Consider the following 17,427-nt stretch of genomic DNA (forward strand, 5'->3'; position numbering starts at 1 on the left):
GTCTGGATGGGGGCGGTGAAGTCCGGGGCGATGGTGGTGGGGCCGTCGAACAGTCCGGAGAGCGAGCCGTGCACCATGGCGCGCAGTGCGTCGGCGACGGGGCGCACCATGTCGCGAAGCTCCTCGACATCGCCGCCGCGCACCCGCAGTTCCCGGGCCATCTCCCTGGTGGGGTCCCGCAGCACGGCCCAGACCTGCGGCAGTGTCGGTTCCGCGAGCGCGCTTGCGCCGTCGGCCTGTCCGGTGGTCTCGTGGATGGCGAGGGAGATCGCCGCCTCTTCGGTGGGGGTGAGGGGGCGGGCGAGTTTGGTGGACAGCAGGGCGCCGAGCAGGGTCAGGCGCCGCCGGTGGATCTCGGCGAGGCGTTCGTCCAGTGCGGCCGGATCACGAGGCAGGTCCTCGCCCAGCGGGCCTGCGTCCAGGGGGTTGAGGCGTGCGGGTAGGCCGGGTCCGAGTTCGACGGGCTGCACTCCGAGGGCGTGCGCGAGTTCCCGGTATTCGTTCTTCAGATCGCCCAGTACCAGGGTTTTGACACCGAAGGACATCAGGCGTAGGGCCAGGGCTTTGATGTGTGCTGATTTGCCGGTGCCGGGGATGCCGGTGATCAGCAGGTTGGGGTTCGTGATCAGGCCGTGGTGCAGCCAGGCGATCGGGTGGCATGTGAACGCCGTGCCGGTGAGCAGGTTGGTGCCGATGTACGGGCCGGCGGGCGGGAGCGGGCGGGCGTAGAGGAACGGGTAGAGCCCGGCGAGTTGGGCGGTGGCGGCGCGGTAGACCCGAGGCTGCGGGGCGAGCGCGGCGCGTCCGGTGTATGGCCTGTTGAGCCCGCGGCGCGGCACTTCTGTTCCGTGGCGTCCAGTGTTCTTGGTCGGCGTGTCCGCGGTCGTGTGCTGGAGTGGCGCCGGGGGGCGCAGTTCGCCGAGGGTGAGGGTTGGCTGGCGGTTAGCTGTGGCCGTGTTCCGATGGCGGGCCGGCAGGTGGATGCTCATTGTGGTCACCACCTTTTGGCCGGCAGGCCGAGGCCGACCGGCAGGGTCATGGCGAAGCCGGTGTCCTGGGCGCCGTACATGCGGCGTAGTTCGATGCCGATCAGGGCGGCGCCGGCTTCGGCTTGCGCGCATGCTTCCGGTAGTTGGTCGGGTTCGTCGGCGGTGACGGTAAGGTAGCCGGTGAACCGGGCGAGCCCGGAGCCGTGGGCGTGTTCGGCGTCCTGCGCGGCGGCTCGTTCCAGTGCGACCTGTTCGGATGCTGATACGGCTTGGCCGGTGCGGGCGCGCAGCCGGATGCCGACTTCGCGTTTGGTGCGCTCGACCATCACGGCCTTCTGGGCGGCACGTGGGCCCAGCGGCTCGATGATGAACGAGAACGAGCGGCGGTGGGTGGCGTCTGCCAGCAGGGCGGCCAGCGCGGTGGCGTAGACGGGGGAGAGCGGCCAGGCGTGGATCGCGTAGGTCACGGACAACGCGCCGTCGTGCCGGTAGCTGGTCCATGAGGTGTGGGCGGCGGCTGGTCCGGCCAGCGCGGGATCGAGGCCCGCGGGTACCGCGGGCTGCTCGCCGCGGTCCAGTTGAGTGGCTGCCTGGGCTCTGCGCTGGTCGAGCATGGGGGTGGCGTGCGGGTCGAAGCCGGTGCGGATCACTTCCGCCAGTTCTGGCACGTCCAGCCATCGGGTGACGGTGATCCCTGCGCCGGCCAGCAGCGGGCGCAGGGCCCTGATCTGCTGCTCCAGCACCCGGCACGCACTGGTATCGCCGCTGCCTGCGGCGCGGATGGCGGCGGGCGTACGGCGGGCGTCGAGGGTGATGGTCAGCCAGGTCTCGCGGCGGCAGGTGGCCGGGGCCGCGGTGGCGAGCATGGTTTCGTTGGCCAGGATGGAGGCGAGCGGCGCGGCGGGGTCGAGGTGCTCGGTGTGCCAGATGCGCAGCGCCGCGGCACTGTCCGGGACGGTGCGTGCGACGACCTGCAGGCGTGCGACCGGCTGGTCCTCGGTGCACAGGGAGGCGAGCACCTGTCCCCACGCGGCCACCGTCGCCTCGGCGCGGTCCGGGTCGAGCAGTCCCAGGCCGGTCGAGTCGACGGCGGCGACGGCCGTGAACGTGCGGGCGTGGGGGTGGTGGATGACGGCGATCTCGCCGCCGGGTGCGTCGGTGGCGGTGAAGATGTGCAGCGGGGCGAGTACGCCGGGCAGGTCAGGGCGCGGTGGTGCGGTGCCGCGGCCGGGGGTGAATGCGCCGGCGAGGAAAGTCGTCTTCTTACTCAGCTTGAGCAGGGTGTGGGAGGTCACGGTGATCGTCCATTCGTCGAGGGTGCGCCCGGCCACGCGCAGGAACGCGAAGGCGGTCAGCAGGGCGGCGAGCGGCCACGTCAGGGCCACTCCGGTCAGGTGGTGGGCGGCGATCGGTTGGAGGGCGAGGAACACGGCGGCGCCGAGCAGGGCGGCGCGGCGTCCTGACAGGCCGAGCAGGAAGTGCACCTTCTCGTGTTGCCAACCGCAGTAGGTGCGCGCGGGGACGGGAGCGGGCATGGCGGGTCACGGCCTTCCGTGCGTTGACGTGCTGTCAGTCGGGTTGTTGGGCGCTGGGGAGGCGGGACTCGTGGGCGGCCGTGCCGGTGACGTTCGGGGCAGGCGGATCGGGCCGTACGTGGGGTAGCCGCCGGGGTAGGCGGTGGGGTTCGCGCCCTCCAATCCGGCGTGTCCGGCTTGCTGCTCCATCCGGGATGCGACCGCGTTGACGGTCTTGTGCAGCGCCTGGAGTGTTGCCGCGGCGATCGCCGCGGAGCCGGGAGTCGCGTTCGCTGCTGCCGCGGTTGCGCCAGAGCCGCCCGCGCCCGTAGCCGCTGCGCCGGTGGTGCCGCCCGCACTGGCACCCATCGCCCCGCGAGCGGCGTTCGCGGCCATCGCTTGTCGTTCGGAGAAGTGGCCGAACGCGGCCGGGTCGATGCCCGGTCCGCCGCTCGCGCTGCGGTTGGCTACCGCCCCGACCAGCGCCCCGGCGCCCATGGCGCCGCCGATCGCGGTGGTGGTGAAGGTGAAGAACCGTGCGATCGCGGGCCAGGCGAACACGGCCATGAACAGCACGGCCATCCCGGAGATCAGGCCGGTGATGCCGGTGGCGCTGCCGGTCATGTCGAACCCGATCACGAAGACCAGGGCGATGACGGGTTTGAGGATCGCCAGTTGCACCCCTGCTTTGACCAGCTTGCGCCACCAATCCTGCGTGCCGGCGCCGATCTGCCCGGCGGCCGCGATCGGTGCGGTGGCCACCACCACGCAGAACACGGCGTTGCGCAGCACCAGTTCGAACCAGAGCACGAGCACGGCGAGGATGCCGATCAGGCCGAACAGGAGAAGCAGGACCGAGGGGATCGTGACTCCGGTGCCGGAGCTGAGCGCCAGCAGCGCGGTCAGGCGGGTGGAGAACCGGTCCATGCTGGTGCCGTCGGCCGTGACGATCCACGCGGCGAGCTGGTCGCTGGCTTTGAGCAGCTGCTCGGCGACGGCGAGGGTGAGCAGCGAGGCGAGCGCGGCCTTGGCGAGCCCGGTGAGCGCTTGGGCGAGGGGGGCGCCGGAGCGGGCCCAGAGCACCGCCCCGGCCTGGGTCACCAGCAGGAACAGTGCGACGATCATCCCGAGGGTCAGGGTGATGGCGTACACGCCGCGGATCGAGCCGAGATCCGGGTCGGGCATCGAGGCGAACACACCGCCGAACCACTGGAGCACCTGGGTGAAGGCGTCGGCGAAGGAGTGGCAGATCGAGTCCCATGCCGAGGAGGCCATGTCCCCGATCGCGCCGTTGACGGCGGAACCGGCCGCCGAGGTGATCGTGTCCACGGCCTTACCCGGCAGACCGGCCACGTCCGCGAAGCACTGCCCGATGTTTCCCTTCAAGCAGCCGCCGCCCGAGCCGGTCAGCGCGAAGCTGGCGGCTACGGCGATCACGATGCACCGCCGACGGTCGCGATCAGAGCCTTCCAGCCTCGACCGGCGGCCTCCTGGGTGTCCGGCGTGGCGGCCAGGACCGAGAAGTCCTGGCCGGTGCCTCCGATATCGGCCAGGCGCCAGTCGCCGCCGGTCCAGTGCATCCTTACCGGGAAGACTCCGGTGGTCTGCGCGATGCCCCCGCGGGTGTTGATGAACGTGCTGGAGGTCAGCAACAGCACCATGACGCTGTCAGCAGTGGCGTCGCGCAGCTGGTACATCTGCGGCGTGGTCTGAAACGAGGTCGGGGGCGGCAATGGTCCGCTGGCGGGCAGTTGCAGGTCCCTCCGCAGTTTGACGGTGCTCTCGGCGAGGCTCGCCGGGAGCGACGCGTCGTCCGGGTCTCCGGCCACGCGCATCAGCGAGGCGGCGTAATCCGGGTCGAGCGTGGAGGCGACCGCTCCGAGGTACTGCGCGGCGGCGCTGATCGCGCCGATGGTGGTGTGCGGGTAGCCGGTTTCGATCCCGTCGGCCATGTGCGCGCCGTGGACCAGCGTCACGGCACCGGACGGCAGGGGCAGCGGCGTCGTGGTGGGGTGCTGCGACGGGGCCGCCTTCGCGCTGTGCTGCGGGTGGTGCGACATCAGCAGCGGGACAGCGACGAGCGTTGCCGCCATCAGCGCGCCGACGGCGATCAACACCCGTCGTACGCGGTGAGTGTCGATAAGATCACGCATGGTTACTCCAGATGCTCGGGCAGGTGCCCAGGATTCGAACGGGCTCAGCCCAGGCCGTAGGAGGAGGTGATCAGCGTGCCGGCCACCGCGATGACGACGGCGCCGATCACCGAGCAGATCAGGGTGACCTTGCCGCGCTCGGCCATCTCGGCGCGGCGCGAGGTGTTACCCAGCGCGATCATGCCGCCGGCCGTCACGGCCGCCCCGGCGCAGCAGATCAGCGCGCCCCACTTGATCCAGGACAGCAGCGTGACCAGCGCGCCGGAGCCGTCGGGCGCGGCGGGCGCCGGGTCGGGGATCAACCCGCTTGCGGTCATAACCAGCTGATGGACGGCCTGGTGGATGCCGATCGCGTTCATGTCGCTCACCTGACTTTCGTCTCGTGCGGGGAACAGCACGCCGGTCTCTAGCTGTCGCGTTCTCGCTCGCTAGTGAGCCGAGCCTGCTGTTCATATATGCAAACTACCTGAAGTCACTTTATGATTACTTTCGGCACGCATGTCAACTCTCGTGAGCGAGGTAGACTCGAATGGCGATGGAGCGTTCACTAAGGCCCGCGCAGTGCGAGCGGGAGGCCAGACCGAAAGAGGCGAACGATGAGCGAGCGGACCGCGGAACGAGGCAAGGCGACGGCGCGGCAGCCGGCATCCACGACACAGACGCCCGTCGCCGCGCAGGCGAGCGCGGAACCCGGGGTGATCGCCACCCGCTTGCAGTACCTGTTCGAGCACAAGCGCAAGCCGAATGGAAAGCGCTACTCCTATCGGGAAGTGCTGACTGCGATCGAGAAGCAGGGCGGCCCGACGCTGTCGATCGGGTACCTCTCCCAGCTGTCCACCGGGGCACGTACGAACCCGATGATGGACGCTTTGCAGGCGCTCGCCCGGTTCTTCGAGGTGCCGCTGTCGTACTTCGACGCGCACGAGAACACCGCCGAGACCAACGAGAAGCTCAAGCTCGTCGCGGCGCTGCAGCACGCGGGCGTACAAGAAGTGGCGATGCGCACAGTCGGCCTGCCACCCGAGAGCATCGATCTGGTGCTGAGCATGATCGACCGGGTGCGTCAGGTCGAGGGACTGCCTCCGGCGGAGAATATGTCCGGCGCGGACGAGTAAGGAGCCTTAGCCTCGAGTCCCCGCGCTCGATCAGGCTACAGATTCGAGCCGGAGAGCTGCGGTGAACGGCGACCGGTCGCGCCGCGAGTGCGAGGCACTGGTCGCAGGACTCGATCTGCCCGAGCCGTTCGACCTGGCTGAACTGTGCCGGAGGCTGGGCGAGCAGCGCGGCCGTTCGATCGTCTTGATGTCGCATGACATGGTGATCGGCGGACTGTGCGGAACCTGGATGGGGACCGCGACGGCCGACTACGTGTTCTACGAGCAGGACACCTCCAGGCTGCACCAACAGCACATCGTGTGCCACGAGATCGGTCACATCCTGCGCCGCCACGAGCCCGGCAAGGTGCTTAGCTCCGATCTCGCGCGCCTGATCGCGCCCACCGTCGAGCGCAGCGACGTGCGCCGCGTGCTGGGCCGCGACTGCTACGACGATCACGAGGAGTTCGAGGCCGAATTCATCGCCACCTTGATCCTGCGGCGCGTAGGACGTCTGCCGCTGCGCGAGTCACCCACCGCGACTGACCCGGCGGCGAGCGACGTGATCGCCCGGATCTCGCAGTCCCTGTCGCGGGGGCAGCGATGAACTCGACTCTCTACCCGCTGTGTGCGCTGTTCGCGTGGATCGTCGCCCTGCGTGATGTCAGGCGGCTGCCTGCACTGCTCAAGCCGCCGTCCCGGCTGGCGACCTGGGCGATGTACGTGTTCTTCGCCCTGATCTTCACCACCGGTTGGTCGGCGGTGTGGGACCGCATCGACCGGTGGACCGGCCTGGCGGAAGCCAACACGCTGATCACGATGTGCTGGGTGGTGTGCTACAGCGCCAGCGCGCTGGCGCTGCTGCAACTGTGGACCTATCAGCCGCATGAGGCAGGCCGCCGCGTCCGGTTCACAGTCGTGTCCGGGGTGCTCGTGTTGGCCGCCATGGTCACCCTGTTTCTGCGCAGCGACACCGTGCACCAGCATCAGCAGTCGTTCACCGACTGGTACGGCGGATCAGCCGAGTACACCGCGTACCTGCTGCTGTATCTGGCGGCGTTCACCATCGTCGAACTCGAAGTCATCCGCCTGTGCCGCCGCTACGCGCGTGTGACCAGCCGCAGCTGGCTGCGCACAGGTCTGATCACCGCCGGCTTCGGCGCGGCGATCGGCCTGCTGTACTCGTTCACCCGGCTGGCCGACCTTGCTGCCGCGCGCCTCGGCGCAGACCTCTCCCAGTGGGAGAACGTGGCCGAGGTCGGCGCCGGCCTCGGCGCACTACTGGTCATGGTCGGATTGACACTGCACTCCTGGGGACCGCGAATCTCCGCCGCCGCGCTACATGTAAAGCGTCTGCGGGCCTATGCCGCACTCGCGCCGCTGTGGTCCGCGCTGAACGTCCGCGATCCGAGCATCGTGCTGGAGCCGGGCCGGCGGGAGGGCGGCGATCGGCCGGCCAGCCGATGGCGTGCGGCCGTACGGGTACTGACAGACCCCGACTATCACGTCACGCGCCGCGTCGTGGAGATCCGCGACGGACTGCTCGCGCTGCGCCCGTATCTCGACCACTCGGTCACCGAACGCGCACGCACTCACTTCGAGCAGCGCGGGCTGCACGGTGACGCACTCGACGCCGCCGTCACGGCAGCGCAGATCCACACCCTGCTTGACGCCAGCCCCGCCACAGCGCGCCGAACCGCCGCATCAACTCCGGCGCCGGGCAACACACCGGCGGATATCGACGCGGAACTGGCATGGCTGGTGAAACTCGCCCACGCGTACGCCGAGCCCCCGGCCGACCTGTCCGAGACCGGCCGCACCGATCCGCTACCAACCGGAGGCGCCACATGAACACGCCGCTGCCATCTCCCGAGCCGATTCCGATGGTTCCCCACCTGGCCGGCTGCCCCTACGCGGCCTACGCGACGCTGCGCGAGGACGGAGGGGTGCACCGGGCGGTCAAACCCAGCGGGGGAGAGGTCTGGGTGATCAGCCGCTACGACGACGTCAGGGCCCTGCTGTCCGACCCGCGCATGTCCATCGAGGCACGCCACTCCCGCCACGGCTACCAGGGCTTCGGCCTTCCCCCGGCACTCGACGCGCATCTGATGAACGTCGACGACACCGCGCATGCGCGCCTGCGCCGCCTGGTGTCCGGCGCGTTCACCTCCCGCCGCATCCACGCCGAACAGGACCACATCCAGGCGATCACGGACGCGCTGCTCGACGAGCTGTCGACGCAGGACACTGCCGACCTGGTCACGCAGTACGCCGCACCGATCCCGATCGCAGTGATCTGCCACCTACTCGGCATCCCCGAGAACGACGGCGCCGCCTTCCAGACCTACACCCGCTCGCTGATGAACCCGAACGACCCGCTCCGCCCGCCCACCCGTGACCTGGTACGCGCCATGCACGCCTGCCTGCTGGACCTGATCGCGCGCAAACGCGCAGACCCGGCAGACGACCTGCTCACCGCCATGATCCAGGCCCGCGACGGCGAGGACCGGCTCAGCGAGAACGAGCTGATCTCACTGGTGTTCCTGATCCTTTGGGCCGGCTTCGAGACCACCGTCCACCTGATCGCCAACGGTCTCGCCGCGCTACTGGCGGAACCGCAACTCGCCGACCTCGTGCGCGCCGAACCCGATCCTCACACCCCGCCCATGGCCGCGCTCGTCGAGGAACTGCTGCGCCGTGACGGCCCCATGCTCACCGCTATCCGACGCTTCCCCCTGCAGGACCTGAAGATCGGCGAAAGGGTGGTGCCTGCCGGAGACGCCGTTCTATTCGCTCTCGCCTCCGCTAACCACGACACCGAATACACGCCCCGGCCCGAACGCATCGATCTGGACCGGCAGAACACCGGCCACCTCGGCTTCGGTCACGGACCGCACTACTGCCTCGGTGCGCCGCTCGCCCGCATGGAGACCCGCATCGCCCTGTGGACCGCTATCCACAGGCTGCCCGGCCTTGCGCTCGCAGTCCCCGCGGATCAGCTGCCGTGGAAGATCGACCACCGCCAGCACGCCCTGGCCGCGCTGCCCGTCTCCTTCACCCCGCAGCCCCACGGATGACAAGGAGTAAGCCGTGTCCGCGAAGACCACCCTCGTTGCCGCGATATCCGCACCCCTGCTCGTCGTCGCGGCGCTCGCCACCCTCGCCGCAGCCATCGCAGCCCCCGACGACAGCGCATCCGCCTGCGCGCTCGGCGGCGGCGGCGCACCGCAGCACTTCGCGGACCTGAGCACCGCTCAACTCGCCAACGCCCGCATCATTGCGCAGGTCGGCGTGAACATGGGCGTGCCGCCGCCCGGCGAGGCCGTCGCGCTGGCCACCGCACTCCAGGAATCCGGCCTGCAGAACCTGACCTACGGGGACCGCGACAGCCTCGGTCTCTTCCAGCAGCGCCCCTCCCAAGGCTGGGGCACTCCCGCGCAGATCCTCGACCCCGTACACGCGTCCCGGCAGTTCTACGTCCACTTACTTCAGGTGCCCGGCTGGCGCTCGATGCCGACCGCGCAGGCGGCCCAGGCCGTGCAACGCAGCGGCGCCCCGGACGCATACGCCAAATGGGACGCCGAGGCCCAGGCGCTCGCCGCCGCGCTCGCCGGCAACCTCGTGTGCAGTGCGGGCGACTCCGGTGACAACACCAAAGCCGAGGCCGCTGCCCTCGACGCGGCGCATTACCGCATCCCGCCCGGCACCCCGGCGCCCATCGCCGCGGTCATCACGTTCGCGCTCGCGCAACTCGGCAAGCCGTACGCCTACGGTGCGACCGGCCCGAATGCCTACGACTGCTCCGGCCTGATGGTGGCGTCGTACGCCCGCATCGGCGTGCACCTGCCGCGCGCCACCTACCAGCAGGTCAACGCAGGCATCCCTGTGTACAGCGTCGCACAGCTAAAGCCCGGCGACCTGCTGTTCATCCCCGGCTCCGACGGAACACCACAGGCGCCCGGACACGTCGGCATGTACCTCGGCGGCGGCACCCTGATCCAGGCGCCCCAATCCGGTCAGACCGTCCAGCTCAGCCCCCTGCGTCAGTGGGCGGACTCGCTCGCCGCGATTCGCCGCATCAGCTGAGTAGCCGAGAGCTCCTCTGAATACGTCCTGACGCCGCGCCGCCATCCCGCACTTGCGGCGCACCGCTACCGCGTGATGAGAGCAGTCACCGAAGAGCCCACCACAGAGATGAGATCCGCTTGTGGCGCTCGGCCGTTGGGCACTCTCAGGAAGCCGTAGTTAGACACGGTATGTACGAGCAGGCTTCGTGTCGGGTCGACCGCCACCGTGATGTGCACCTCGACTAAACTCGCTCCCATGCGGGCGCCGAGTACCGAGGTACATCACGAATCTGCAACGGCCTGAGAAGAGCGCAGGTCGCGAAGCCCGTTCTCCGCGCAGGCGGAGGTGATCCGATCGCGAACCCGGTCTACCGGCAACTGCCGCTCCGTTCTCCGCGCAGGCGGAGGTGATCCGGGCACCGCGCGCAAGCTGTGGCGCCGCACCAACCGTTCTCCGCGCAGGCGGAGGTGATCCGTCGGCCAGCGCGAGATACCGTGCCGTATTACACCGTTCTCCGCGCAGGCGGAGGTGATCCGGCGTATTGGAGCGGGTCCGGGACGACTTGGCTCCGTTCTCCGCGCAGGCGGAGGTGATCCGCCCGACCACACCAGTGCCGCGGCGAGCGCGGTCCGTTCTCCGCGCAGGCGGAGGTGATCCGGGGATCGCGGCGTTCGTTCAGCTCACGATCAACCGTTCTCCGCGCAGGCGGAGGTGATCCGCCATGGCCGCGTTCGTCGAGGCGCGCCTCGACCCGTTCTCCGCGCAGGCGGAGGTGATCCGACCTCGACGCGATCCTCGACGGCGGACTGCGCCCGTTCTCCGCGCAGGCGGAGGTGATCCGACCTCGCCGACCCGCAGTCGCACCGCGCGGGCCCGTTCTCCGCGCAGGCGGAGGTGATCCGTCGCCAGCGGCAGCGCGAGATCCGGCGCCCACCCGTTCTCCGCGCAGGCGGAGGTGATCCGGCGTTTAGGCGCTGGGTGACGCATGAGGTGCTCCGTTCTCCGCGCAGGCGGAGGTGATCCGGACGTGTGGGTCGAGATCGGCCACCCCGTCTACCGTTCTCCGCGCAGGCGGAGGTGATCCGCGGTAGGTGTGCCGGCCCGGGACCTGCGCGACCCGTTCTCCGCGCAGGCGGAGGTGATCCGTGGAGGTGAACGCCTCAATGATGCAGACCCCTCCGTTCTCCGCGCAGGCGGAGGTGATCCGTACTTCCACGGTTCAGTACCGTCCCCCAGGAGCCGTTCTCCGCGCAGGCGGAGGTGATCCGTTGCCAAGCGTCGCACAGCCGCTAAGCGCGTGCCGTTCTCCGCGCAGGCGGAGGTGATCCGGCGGGAGTTCCGGGCCGGTCTCTTCGGGGGCCCCGTTCTCCGCGCAGGCGGAGGTGATCCGCTCTTCGATGGCGATCTGCCCGTCAGCGCGCTCCGTTCTCCGCGCAGGCGGAGGTGATCCGACGACCGGCAAGCCGAAGGTCGCGGCGCAGGGCCGTTCTCCGCGCAGGCGGAGGTGATCCGTCCGCCATCGCGCGGCGGACCGCGAGAAGTTCCCGTTCTCCGCGCAGGCGGAGGTGATCCGGAGCGCTGCGACACCCTGGTACGCCAAGCCCACCGTTCTCCGCGCAGGCGGAGGTGATCCGCCGGTGGCGTTGCCTGGTCGGTGCTCGGCACTCCGTTCTCCGCGCAGGCGGAGGTGATCCGTATCGGGGTGTCGGTGGGATGAGTTTCCTGGTCCGTTCTCCGCGCAGGCGGAGGTGATCCGTTTTGACCAGCGAGTGGAACACGGACAGGTCCCCGTTCTCCGCGCAGGCGGAGGTGATCCGGTTGGTCCACGCACCCACATGCGGCCTGCGCACCGTTCTCCGCGCAGGCGGAGGTGATCCGGATGCAAAAGCCGCGCGTGCGCAGCGTGAAGCCCGTTCTCCGCGCAGGCGGAGGTGATCCGGTTGATCTATGGCCAAGGTGACCGTGTCCGACCCGTTCTCCGCGCAGGCGGAGGTGATCCGGACCGTCAGCTGCGCCAGGGCGTGCTCGCCCACCGTTCTCCGCGCAGGCGGAGGTGATCCCACGGCATGTTCAGCGAGAAAGCGACCGCGTTGCCGTTCTCCGCGCAGGCGGAGGTGATCCGCAGGCGTAGCGGCTGATTGCGTCAAACACCGCCCGTTCTCCGCGCAGGCGGAGGTGACCCGGAGTGGGCAATCTGCGCGGGCCCGGCAGCACCGATCGCGAGACGTGAACCACATACAGATGTCTTGTGACGATCGGCTGAGGAGTCGTAATTTCCGTTAATTCGCCACGGGCATCGTGAGGGCAGGCTACGCTGGGTCGCTCTATCAGGTGCCGTCGGTTATGACAGGGCATTTATTACTGGCATGATGATTGAGAGGCGAAAGGAGATTTGGTGGGCGGCGCTCGAGCAGTGGAATCTGCGGACGATGAGGCCGGGAGTCGGGGCGACTTGGAAGTCGACGTTCGACTGTGGGGTAAGAGTGCTGATCAGGGATTGGCGCGGCCGTATCCGCTGATCTGTCATCTGCTCGATACCGCGGCGGTGGCGGGTGCCCTGCTCGATCTTACCGTCGGGCCTGAGCGCACGGCGCAGATGGCACGGACCGCGGGACTCGCCGGTGGTGACTTCAGGGCCCTGGTGATGTATTGGTCCGGGCTGCACGATCTGGGGAAGGTGAGTCCGTCATTCCAGGGGAAGGTTCCGGAGTTATACGCGCCGATCCGCAATGATCCGCGGTACGTTTCCGCGCCCGCTGTCGAGGCCGAGTTCCGGTTCCATCACGGCGAGGCATCTCAACGGATCTTGGCGCATTTGTTCGCCGAGGACGGCTATGCCGTGCCGGGCGTCTACAGCGGGTTGTATGCGGATTCGATGGTTCCGGCGTGCGCTGCGCATCAGGTGGCGCAGATGCTCGGCGGCCATCATGGCAGGTTCCATCGCGCCCTGACAGTGCGGGACATCGAGCAGCCCTGGAGCCGTGAGCGCTTGGCGGTGCTCGGTTCAGGTGAGTGGACACGCCAGGCGCGTGCCCACGCGCAAGCGCTGCGCGCGTTGATCGGTCCGGCTGCGGGTATCGTTCCGGCCGGCCGCATTCCGGGCCAGCTGCTCGCGGTGTTGACCGGTCTGGTGGTCACCGCCGACTGGCTGGCAAGTCAGGAATCTTATATTTCGGCGGAGGGCAGGCTGCCGGAGTCTGACTGGTCGGGGCAGCCGGAGGAACTGTCGACGCACTGGCGTGCCGCAGTCAGGGACGCGATCGGCGTAGTGCGGGCGGCCGGGCTTGGACGGGCGTCATTCATGCCGGTTCCGGCGGGCGTCGAAGGGTTTCGTCGAAGGTTTCCGCGCATCGTCAACCCGAATCCGTTGCAGGCATCGCTCGCTGAGAAGCTGGCGGAGGTGGCGCGCGGTGTCGGGCTGTTGCTGATCACGGCTCCGCCTGGTGACGGCAAGACCGAGGCGGCCGAGTTCGCCGCCGCGCACCTGGCGGCGGTCAGCGGTGCGGGAGGGCTGGCGTTCGCGTTGCCGACGATGGCGACGACGGACGCGATGTTTCGGCGCGTGCGCTCATTCGCGGCGGACAACGTCGTACAGGGGTCGTCGTTGGCTCTCGTGCATGGCATGGCGTGGCTCAACACCGATTTCGAGCAACTGTCTCGTGACGCGGCCGGCGGATCCGCGGTGCTGGTCGGCAATGAGGCGGGCGGGTTCGAACCGTTCGCGACGGACTGGTTGCGGGGTCGGCGCCGGGGGTTGCACGCCAGTCTGGGCGCAATGACGATCGATCAGCAGCTGGCTGGTGTGCTGCCGCTAAAACACAACATGCTGCGATTGTTCGGACTGAGCGGCAAAGTGGTCGTGATCGACGAGGCGCACAGCTACGGGCCATACATGCATCAGCTACTTGTCCGGCTTTTGGAGTGGCTGGGTGCGATGCGCGTTCCCGTCGTGGTCATGTCGGCGACGCTGGCTGGTTCGACCGCCCGCTCAGTTCTGGAGGCATATCGGCGGGGCTGCGGCCATGGCGCGCTCGGGGCGGAGGGCGACTCGGTTCCGTATCCGGGATGGGTGTTTCTCGACGCGGACAGCGGGCGACTCGCGGACGCAGTAGGTGTCGGAACGGACCGGGCGCGGGCTCTAGACATCGTGACGAAGCAGGTGACCAGGCCGGACGAGCGTGACAACACCGTGGCGCCGCAGCGGGCGCCGGGTGATCGGCTCGAGGTGCTGGGCGCGTTGCTTGATCCGATCCGTGTGGACGGCGGATGCGTTCTGGTGTGCTGCAACACTGTCGCGGAGGCTCAGGAGACGTACGAGTTTCTGCGGGCTCGGTTCCCGGACGAGGTGACTGTCGAGCTGTTGCATGCGCGTTTTCGGAGCAGGGATCGGGCGCGTATCACAGGGTGGTGCGAGCGTGCCTTCGGCAAGCCGGAGGCGGACGGCGGGGCCGCCGCTCGGCCGCGCAGGGCGATTCTGGTCGCGACGCAGATCGTGGAACAGTCGATCGACTTGGATTTCGACCTGGTGGTGAGCGATCTGGCGCCGTTGGCGTTGCTCTTCCAGCGTGCAGGGCGCTGTCGCCGGCACGAACGCGGTGCGCGTGCGGCGTGGACGGCAGGCTCTGCTGACGCGGCGAAGCTGATCGTGTTGGACCCCGTTAGTGCTGACGGCGGCTACGAACAGCCAAAGCAGTGGGGAGCGGTGTACTTCGAGGCATTGTTGCGCAAAACCAGCAATCTGCTGCGGGAGTTGGCGGAGCAGCCTGTCGCCATTCCCGGCGATGTGCAGCGGCTCATCGACGAGGTATACGCCGAGATCTTCACGGTCAAGCTGCGCGGTGCGTCGACGGCGGAAGCCAAGGCGTTCGCCGAGGCGCAGACGAAGCAGTTGGCCGTGCAGATCGCCGAGGCCCAGGCCGCGAAGTTCGTCGAGATTCCACCGCCGGCGAAGGTCAGGGACCTTTCCGTGCTCAGCGGCGCCGATTCCGCTGGGCTGCTTTCCGACGCACATGAGGCGACTGCGACAACGCGGTTGGGTGCCGACAGCGCTCGCATAGTCCTGGCGTACGTGCACGCGGACGGATCTCGCAGCCTGGATGGCGCGGGGCTGCTGTCGCTTCCCGAGACGACGAATTCTCGCAAAACCCTGCCGATCGAGCAGATCCGGAGAATCATGCAGTATGTCGTTCCCGCACCGGGATATTGGCTGCGTCCGGGAGAACGGTACGGCGTCGCGCCGATGGGGTGGTCGGATCAGTCGCTGCTACGCGATCTCGTCGTCGTGGACGGCATGGCAACTGACGGAGAGGGATGGCGGTCCATTTCGACGAGTCCGGCGCTGGAATACAACGACGACATGGGCCTGCTGCGGCGGTGACCGCTGCCTGTGCCATATCAACGCCGATACTGCGAGGGGGAGGTTGTGGACGCTGACGCTGGGGCCTCGGTGTTGACCGGCGACTGGGTGCCCGTCACCCTGCTCGACAGCGCGCCGGAGGCGATATCGGGCCGCTCTGCATTCGGGCTGCGTGAACTGCTGGAGTACGGGCCCTACATCGCTTCGCTCGCCGTCACGTCGCCCCCGGCGCTCTCAGCGCTTTACCGGGTCCTGTATGCGTTGGCGGCGCGCGTCACCCGGCTGGATCGGGAGCCTGAGGACGGCGAGGACTGGGAGCAAGCTCGCCTGGACATCCTGGTCGCAGGGCACTTCGACCCTTCAGCGCTGGATGAGTACTTCAATCGATACGCGGCGCGGTTTGGTTTGTTTGACCCGGCCCGGCCGTTCCTACAGGACCCGCGGCTGGCGGAGCAGTGCCAGAAGCGGGCTGGAGTGAACAAGCTCGCGGTGGGGCGCCCGGCGGGGAACAATCACAGCTGGTTCGGGCATCATCGCGACGAAGCCGCGTTGCCGGTGCCGAGGCGGCAGGCACTGCTGGATCTCCTGGTGTGGTTGTACTACGGGGCGTCGGGCAAGTGCTCGGCGCGTACCGTGCAGGGCCGGGCGGATTCGAACACGAAGGCCGGGCCGCTGCGCTCGGCCCTCTCGTACCATCCGGTCGGTGAGTCGCTGTTCGAGACGTTGATCGCCGGGATACCGAACCCTGACGTTCGATATGAGGATCCGGATGACCCGTGCCCTTGGGAGCGCGAGGATCTGCCCGATCCACGGGGTCTGACGCAAGTGCGCGGGGTGTGTTCGTCGTTGACCGGTCGTGCTCAGCATGCCGTGCTGCTGGTGCCCGACGCGTCCGGGCACGACGTGGCCGATGCATACATCACCTGGGCGTACCGTGACGACGTCGCGGGCGACGTTCATGATCCGTACTTGATCTGGCAGCTGAGCAAGGCCGGAAACCTCTACGCGCGGCGTGCCGACGCGGGGCGGGCGCTGTGGCGCGATCTTGACGCGCTGGCGTTTCAGGAGACGGCGGATTCGAGTCAGATCCGCCAGCCCCCGGTGTTCGCGCATCTGCCGCGGTCCGGGTTCCGGGTGCAGGCGCTCGGATTCGATCAGGACGGCCAGGCAAAGGACACACAGTTCGTCGCGGGGCTCACTCCGCCGCAGTTCGACGCGGCGCGGCTGCGCGAGCAGGGGCAGAACCGGTTGCGGATCGCGTCGCTGCGCGAGGCCGGCGAGACGATGGGGTTTCGTTTGGAGCGATCGGCGAAGAAGGCGTGGGCCGAGTACGCGGGGGAGAAGATCGCCGACTGCGCCTGGTCACAGCAGGCCGCGGCGCGCTACTGGCCGGCCGCGGAGGAACTGTTCTGGCGGCGCATGGCCGCAGGAGCGTTCGACGGCGCGCGCCAGGCCTTCCGGTTGATCGCGGAGCCGATCTACGACGAGGTCACCCGCGCCGCCGCGGCTTCGCTGCGCGGTGCCAGAGCCGTGGAGATGGCCAGGTTCGAGCTCTACGGCGGCCTGCCGAAACAGTCCGCGCCGCCGAGACGAAGGGAGCCAACGGTGACACGGCCTGCAGTACCGGTGAGTGCGTCGCAACAACGGCGCCGCGATTTCATCGAGACAGTGATCAGGCGCTGCACTGATCCCCGCCATCCTGAAGCCCGCGCCGCACTGCGTGGCGCGTTGGGTAAGCGGTGGGATGCGATTCCTCACGGTGCGTATAAGTTCCTTGAGGACGCCGGGCTGCCTGAGTTCGGTAACGTGTGCGAACTGCACGCCCATTACGCCGTCGCTGCGATGATCGCCGCTGTGCCGCGAAAGGTGGACCTGCGCTCCGCGCCGGACGCGTCATGGCGCTACGGCAGCGACATGGGCGTCTGTCTCGCCTCGGCCGTTGCAAGACAGGATCTGACCCTTGAGGCGGCTGAGGGCAAGCTGGATCTCCTGGTCAAGCAGAGCACTGCGGGCCTGCATCGCCATCTGCCCCCGGTCGCATTGCGCCTGGCCGCCCGTCCTGGAGCGGTCGACTGGGCCGCACTGCTGGCCGACCTCGCCGCGTGGGAGCGGGAGAGGAACACGATCTCCCGCCGCTGGCTGCGCAGCTTCTACCGCACCCGGCTCTACGCGCAGCGCGAGGCGGCGCGAGCTGCCGACGGCGACCCGGCAGCGTGAGACATCCCGCGCACACTGCATTCCCCGATAAGTATT

Annotated in this window: 12 protein-coding genes and 1 CRISPR repeat array; of the genes, 7 read left to right on the forward strand and 5 right to left on the reverse strand. The window is 68.7% G+C overall.

Features of this window, described 5'->3' with window-relative positions:
* The 5 genes from KGA66_RS12845 to KGA66_RS12865 all read right to left on the reverse strand — a co-directional run.
* Positions 1-989 (reverse strand): putative type IV secretion/conjugal transfer ATPase (locus KGA66_RS12845; RefSeq protein WP_498066737.1); only part of this gene is annotated, 989 nt, incomplete at its 3' end.
* Positions 990-994: 5 nt separating this feature from the next.
* Positions 995-2,524, reverse strand: coding sequence for an SCO6880 family protein (locus tag KGA66_RS12850; RefSeq protein ID WP_211468091.1), 1,530 nt, complete (start codon positions 2,522-2,524; stop codon positions 995-997).
* 6 nt (positions 2,525-2,530) lie between these two features.
* Positions 2,531-3,940 (reverse strand): TrbL/VirB6 family protein, encoded by a 1,410-nt coding sequence (locus KGA66_RS12855; protein WP_211468093.1) that lies wholly within the window; start codon positions 3,938-3,940, stop codon positions 2,531-2,533.
* Positions 3,937-4,656 (reverse strand): DUF8175 domain-containg protein, encoded by a 720-nt coding sequence (locus tag KGA66_RS12860; RefSeq protein ID WP_211468094.1) that lies wholly within the window; start codon positions 4,654-4,656, stop codon positions 3,937-3,939. Before KGA66_RS12860 ends, KGA66_RS12855 begins: the two co-directional genes overlap by 4 nt.
* Positions 4,657-4,700: 44 nt before the next feature.
* Positions 4,701-5,024: a hypothetical protein gene (locus KGA66_RS12865; protein ID WP_211468096.1), complete on the reverse strand. Its 324-nt coding sequence runs from the start codon at positions 5,022-5,024 to the stop codon at positions 4,701-4,703.
* A gap of 228 nt (positions 5,025-5,252) precedes the next feature.
* Here KGA66_RS12865 and KGA66_RS12870 point away from each other — a divergent pair, with 228 nt between their 5' ends.
* The 7 genes from KGA66_RS12870 (at position 5,253) to casA (ending at position 17,391) form a co-directional block, all read left to right on the forward strand.
* Entirely contained in the window at positions 5,253-5,771 is a 519-nt protein-coding gene (locus KGA66_RS12870; protein WP_211468098.1) for an XRE family transcriptional regulator, read from the forward strand.
* Between the two features lie 61 nt (positions 5,772-5,832).
* Positions 5,833-6,357: a hypothetical protein gene (locus tag KGA66_RS12875; RefSeq protein ID WP_211468100.1), complete on the forward strand. Its 525-nt coding sequence runs from the start codon at positions 5,833-5,835 to the stop codon at positions 6,355-6,357.
* Entirely contained in the window at positions 6,354-7,601 is a 1,248-nt protein-coding gene (locus KGA66_RS12880; RefSeq protein WP_211468102.1) for an MAB_1171c family putative transporter, read from the forward strand. Before KGA66_RS12875 ends, KGA66_RS12880 begins: the two co-directional genes overlap by 4 nt.
* The gene (locus tag KGA66_RS12885; RefSeq protein WP_211468104.1) at positions 7,598-8,827 is read left to right on the forward strand and encodes a cytochrome P450 family protein; all 1,230 of its coding nucleotides are present in this window, start codon (positions 7,598-7,600) and stop codon (positions 8,825-8,827) included. The genes KGA66_RS12880 and KGA66_RS12885 overlap by 4 nt, the downstream gene beginning before the upstream one ends.
* Before the next feature lie 13 nt (positions 8,828-8,840).
* On the forward strand, positions 8,841-9,836 hold the full coding sequence (locus tag KGA66_RS31580; RefSeq protein WP_211468107.1) for a C40 family peptidase: 996 nt from the start codon (positions 8,841-8,843) through the stop codon (positions 9,834-9,836).
* Between the two features lie 306 nt (positions 9,837-10,142).
* Positions 10,143-12,001: a CRISPR direct-repeat array (repeat unit 29 nt; unit sequence CCGTTCTCCGCGCAGGCGGAGGTGATCCG).
* 269 nt (positions 12,002-12,270) lie between these two features.
* Entirely contained in the window at positions 12,271-15,195 is a 2,925-nt protein-coding gene (locus tag KGA66_RS12895) for a CRISPR-associated endonuclease Cas3'' (protein WP_211468109.1), read from the forward strand.
* Between the two features lie 45 nt (positions 15,196-15,240).
* Positions 15,241-17,391 carry a type I-E CRISPR-associated protein Cse1/CasA gene (gene casA, locus KGA66_RS12900; protein ID WP_211468110.1) on the forward strand — a complete coding sequence of 717 codons (2,151 nt, stop codon included), beginning with the start codon at positions 15,241-15,243 and terminating at the stop codon, positions 17,389-17,391.
* The last annotated feature ends 36 nt before the right edge of the window (positions 17,392-17,427 follow it).

This window comes from Actinocrinis puniceicyclus (genome assembly GCF_018283645.1).
In the GTDB taxonomy this organism is placed as follows: Bacteria; Actinomycetota; Actinomycetes; order Streptomycetales; family Catenulisporaceae; genus Actinocrinis; species Actinocrinis puniceicyclus.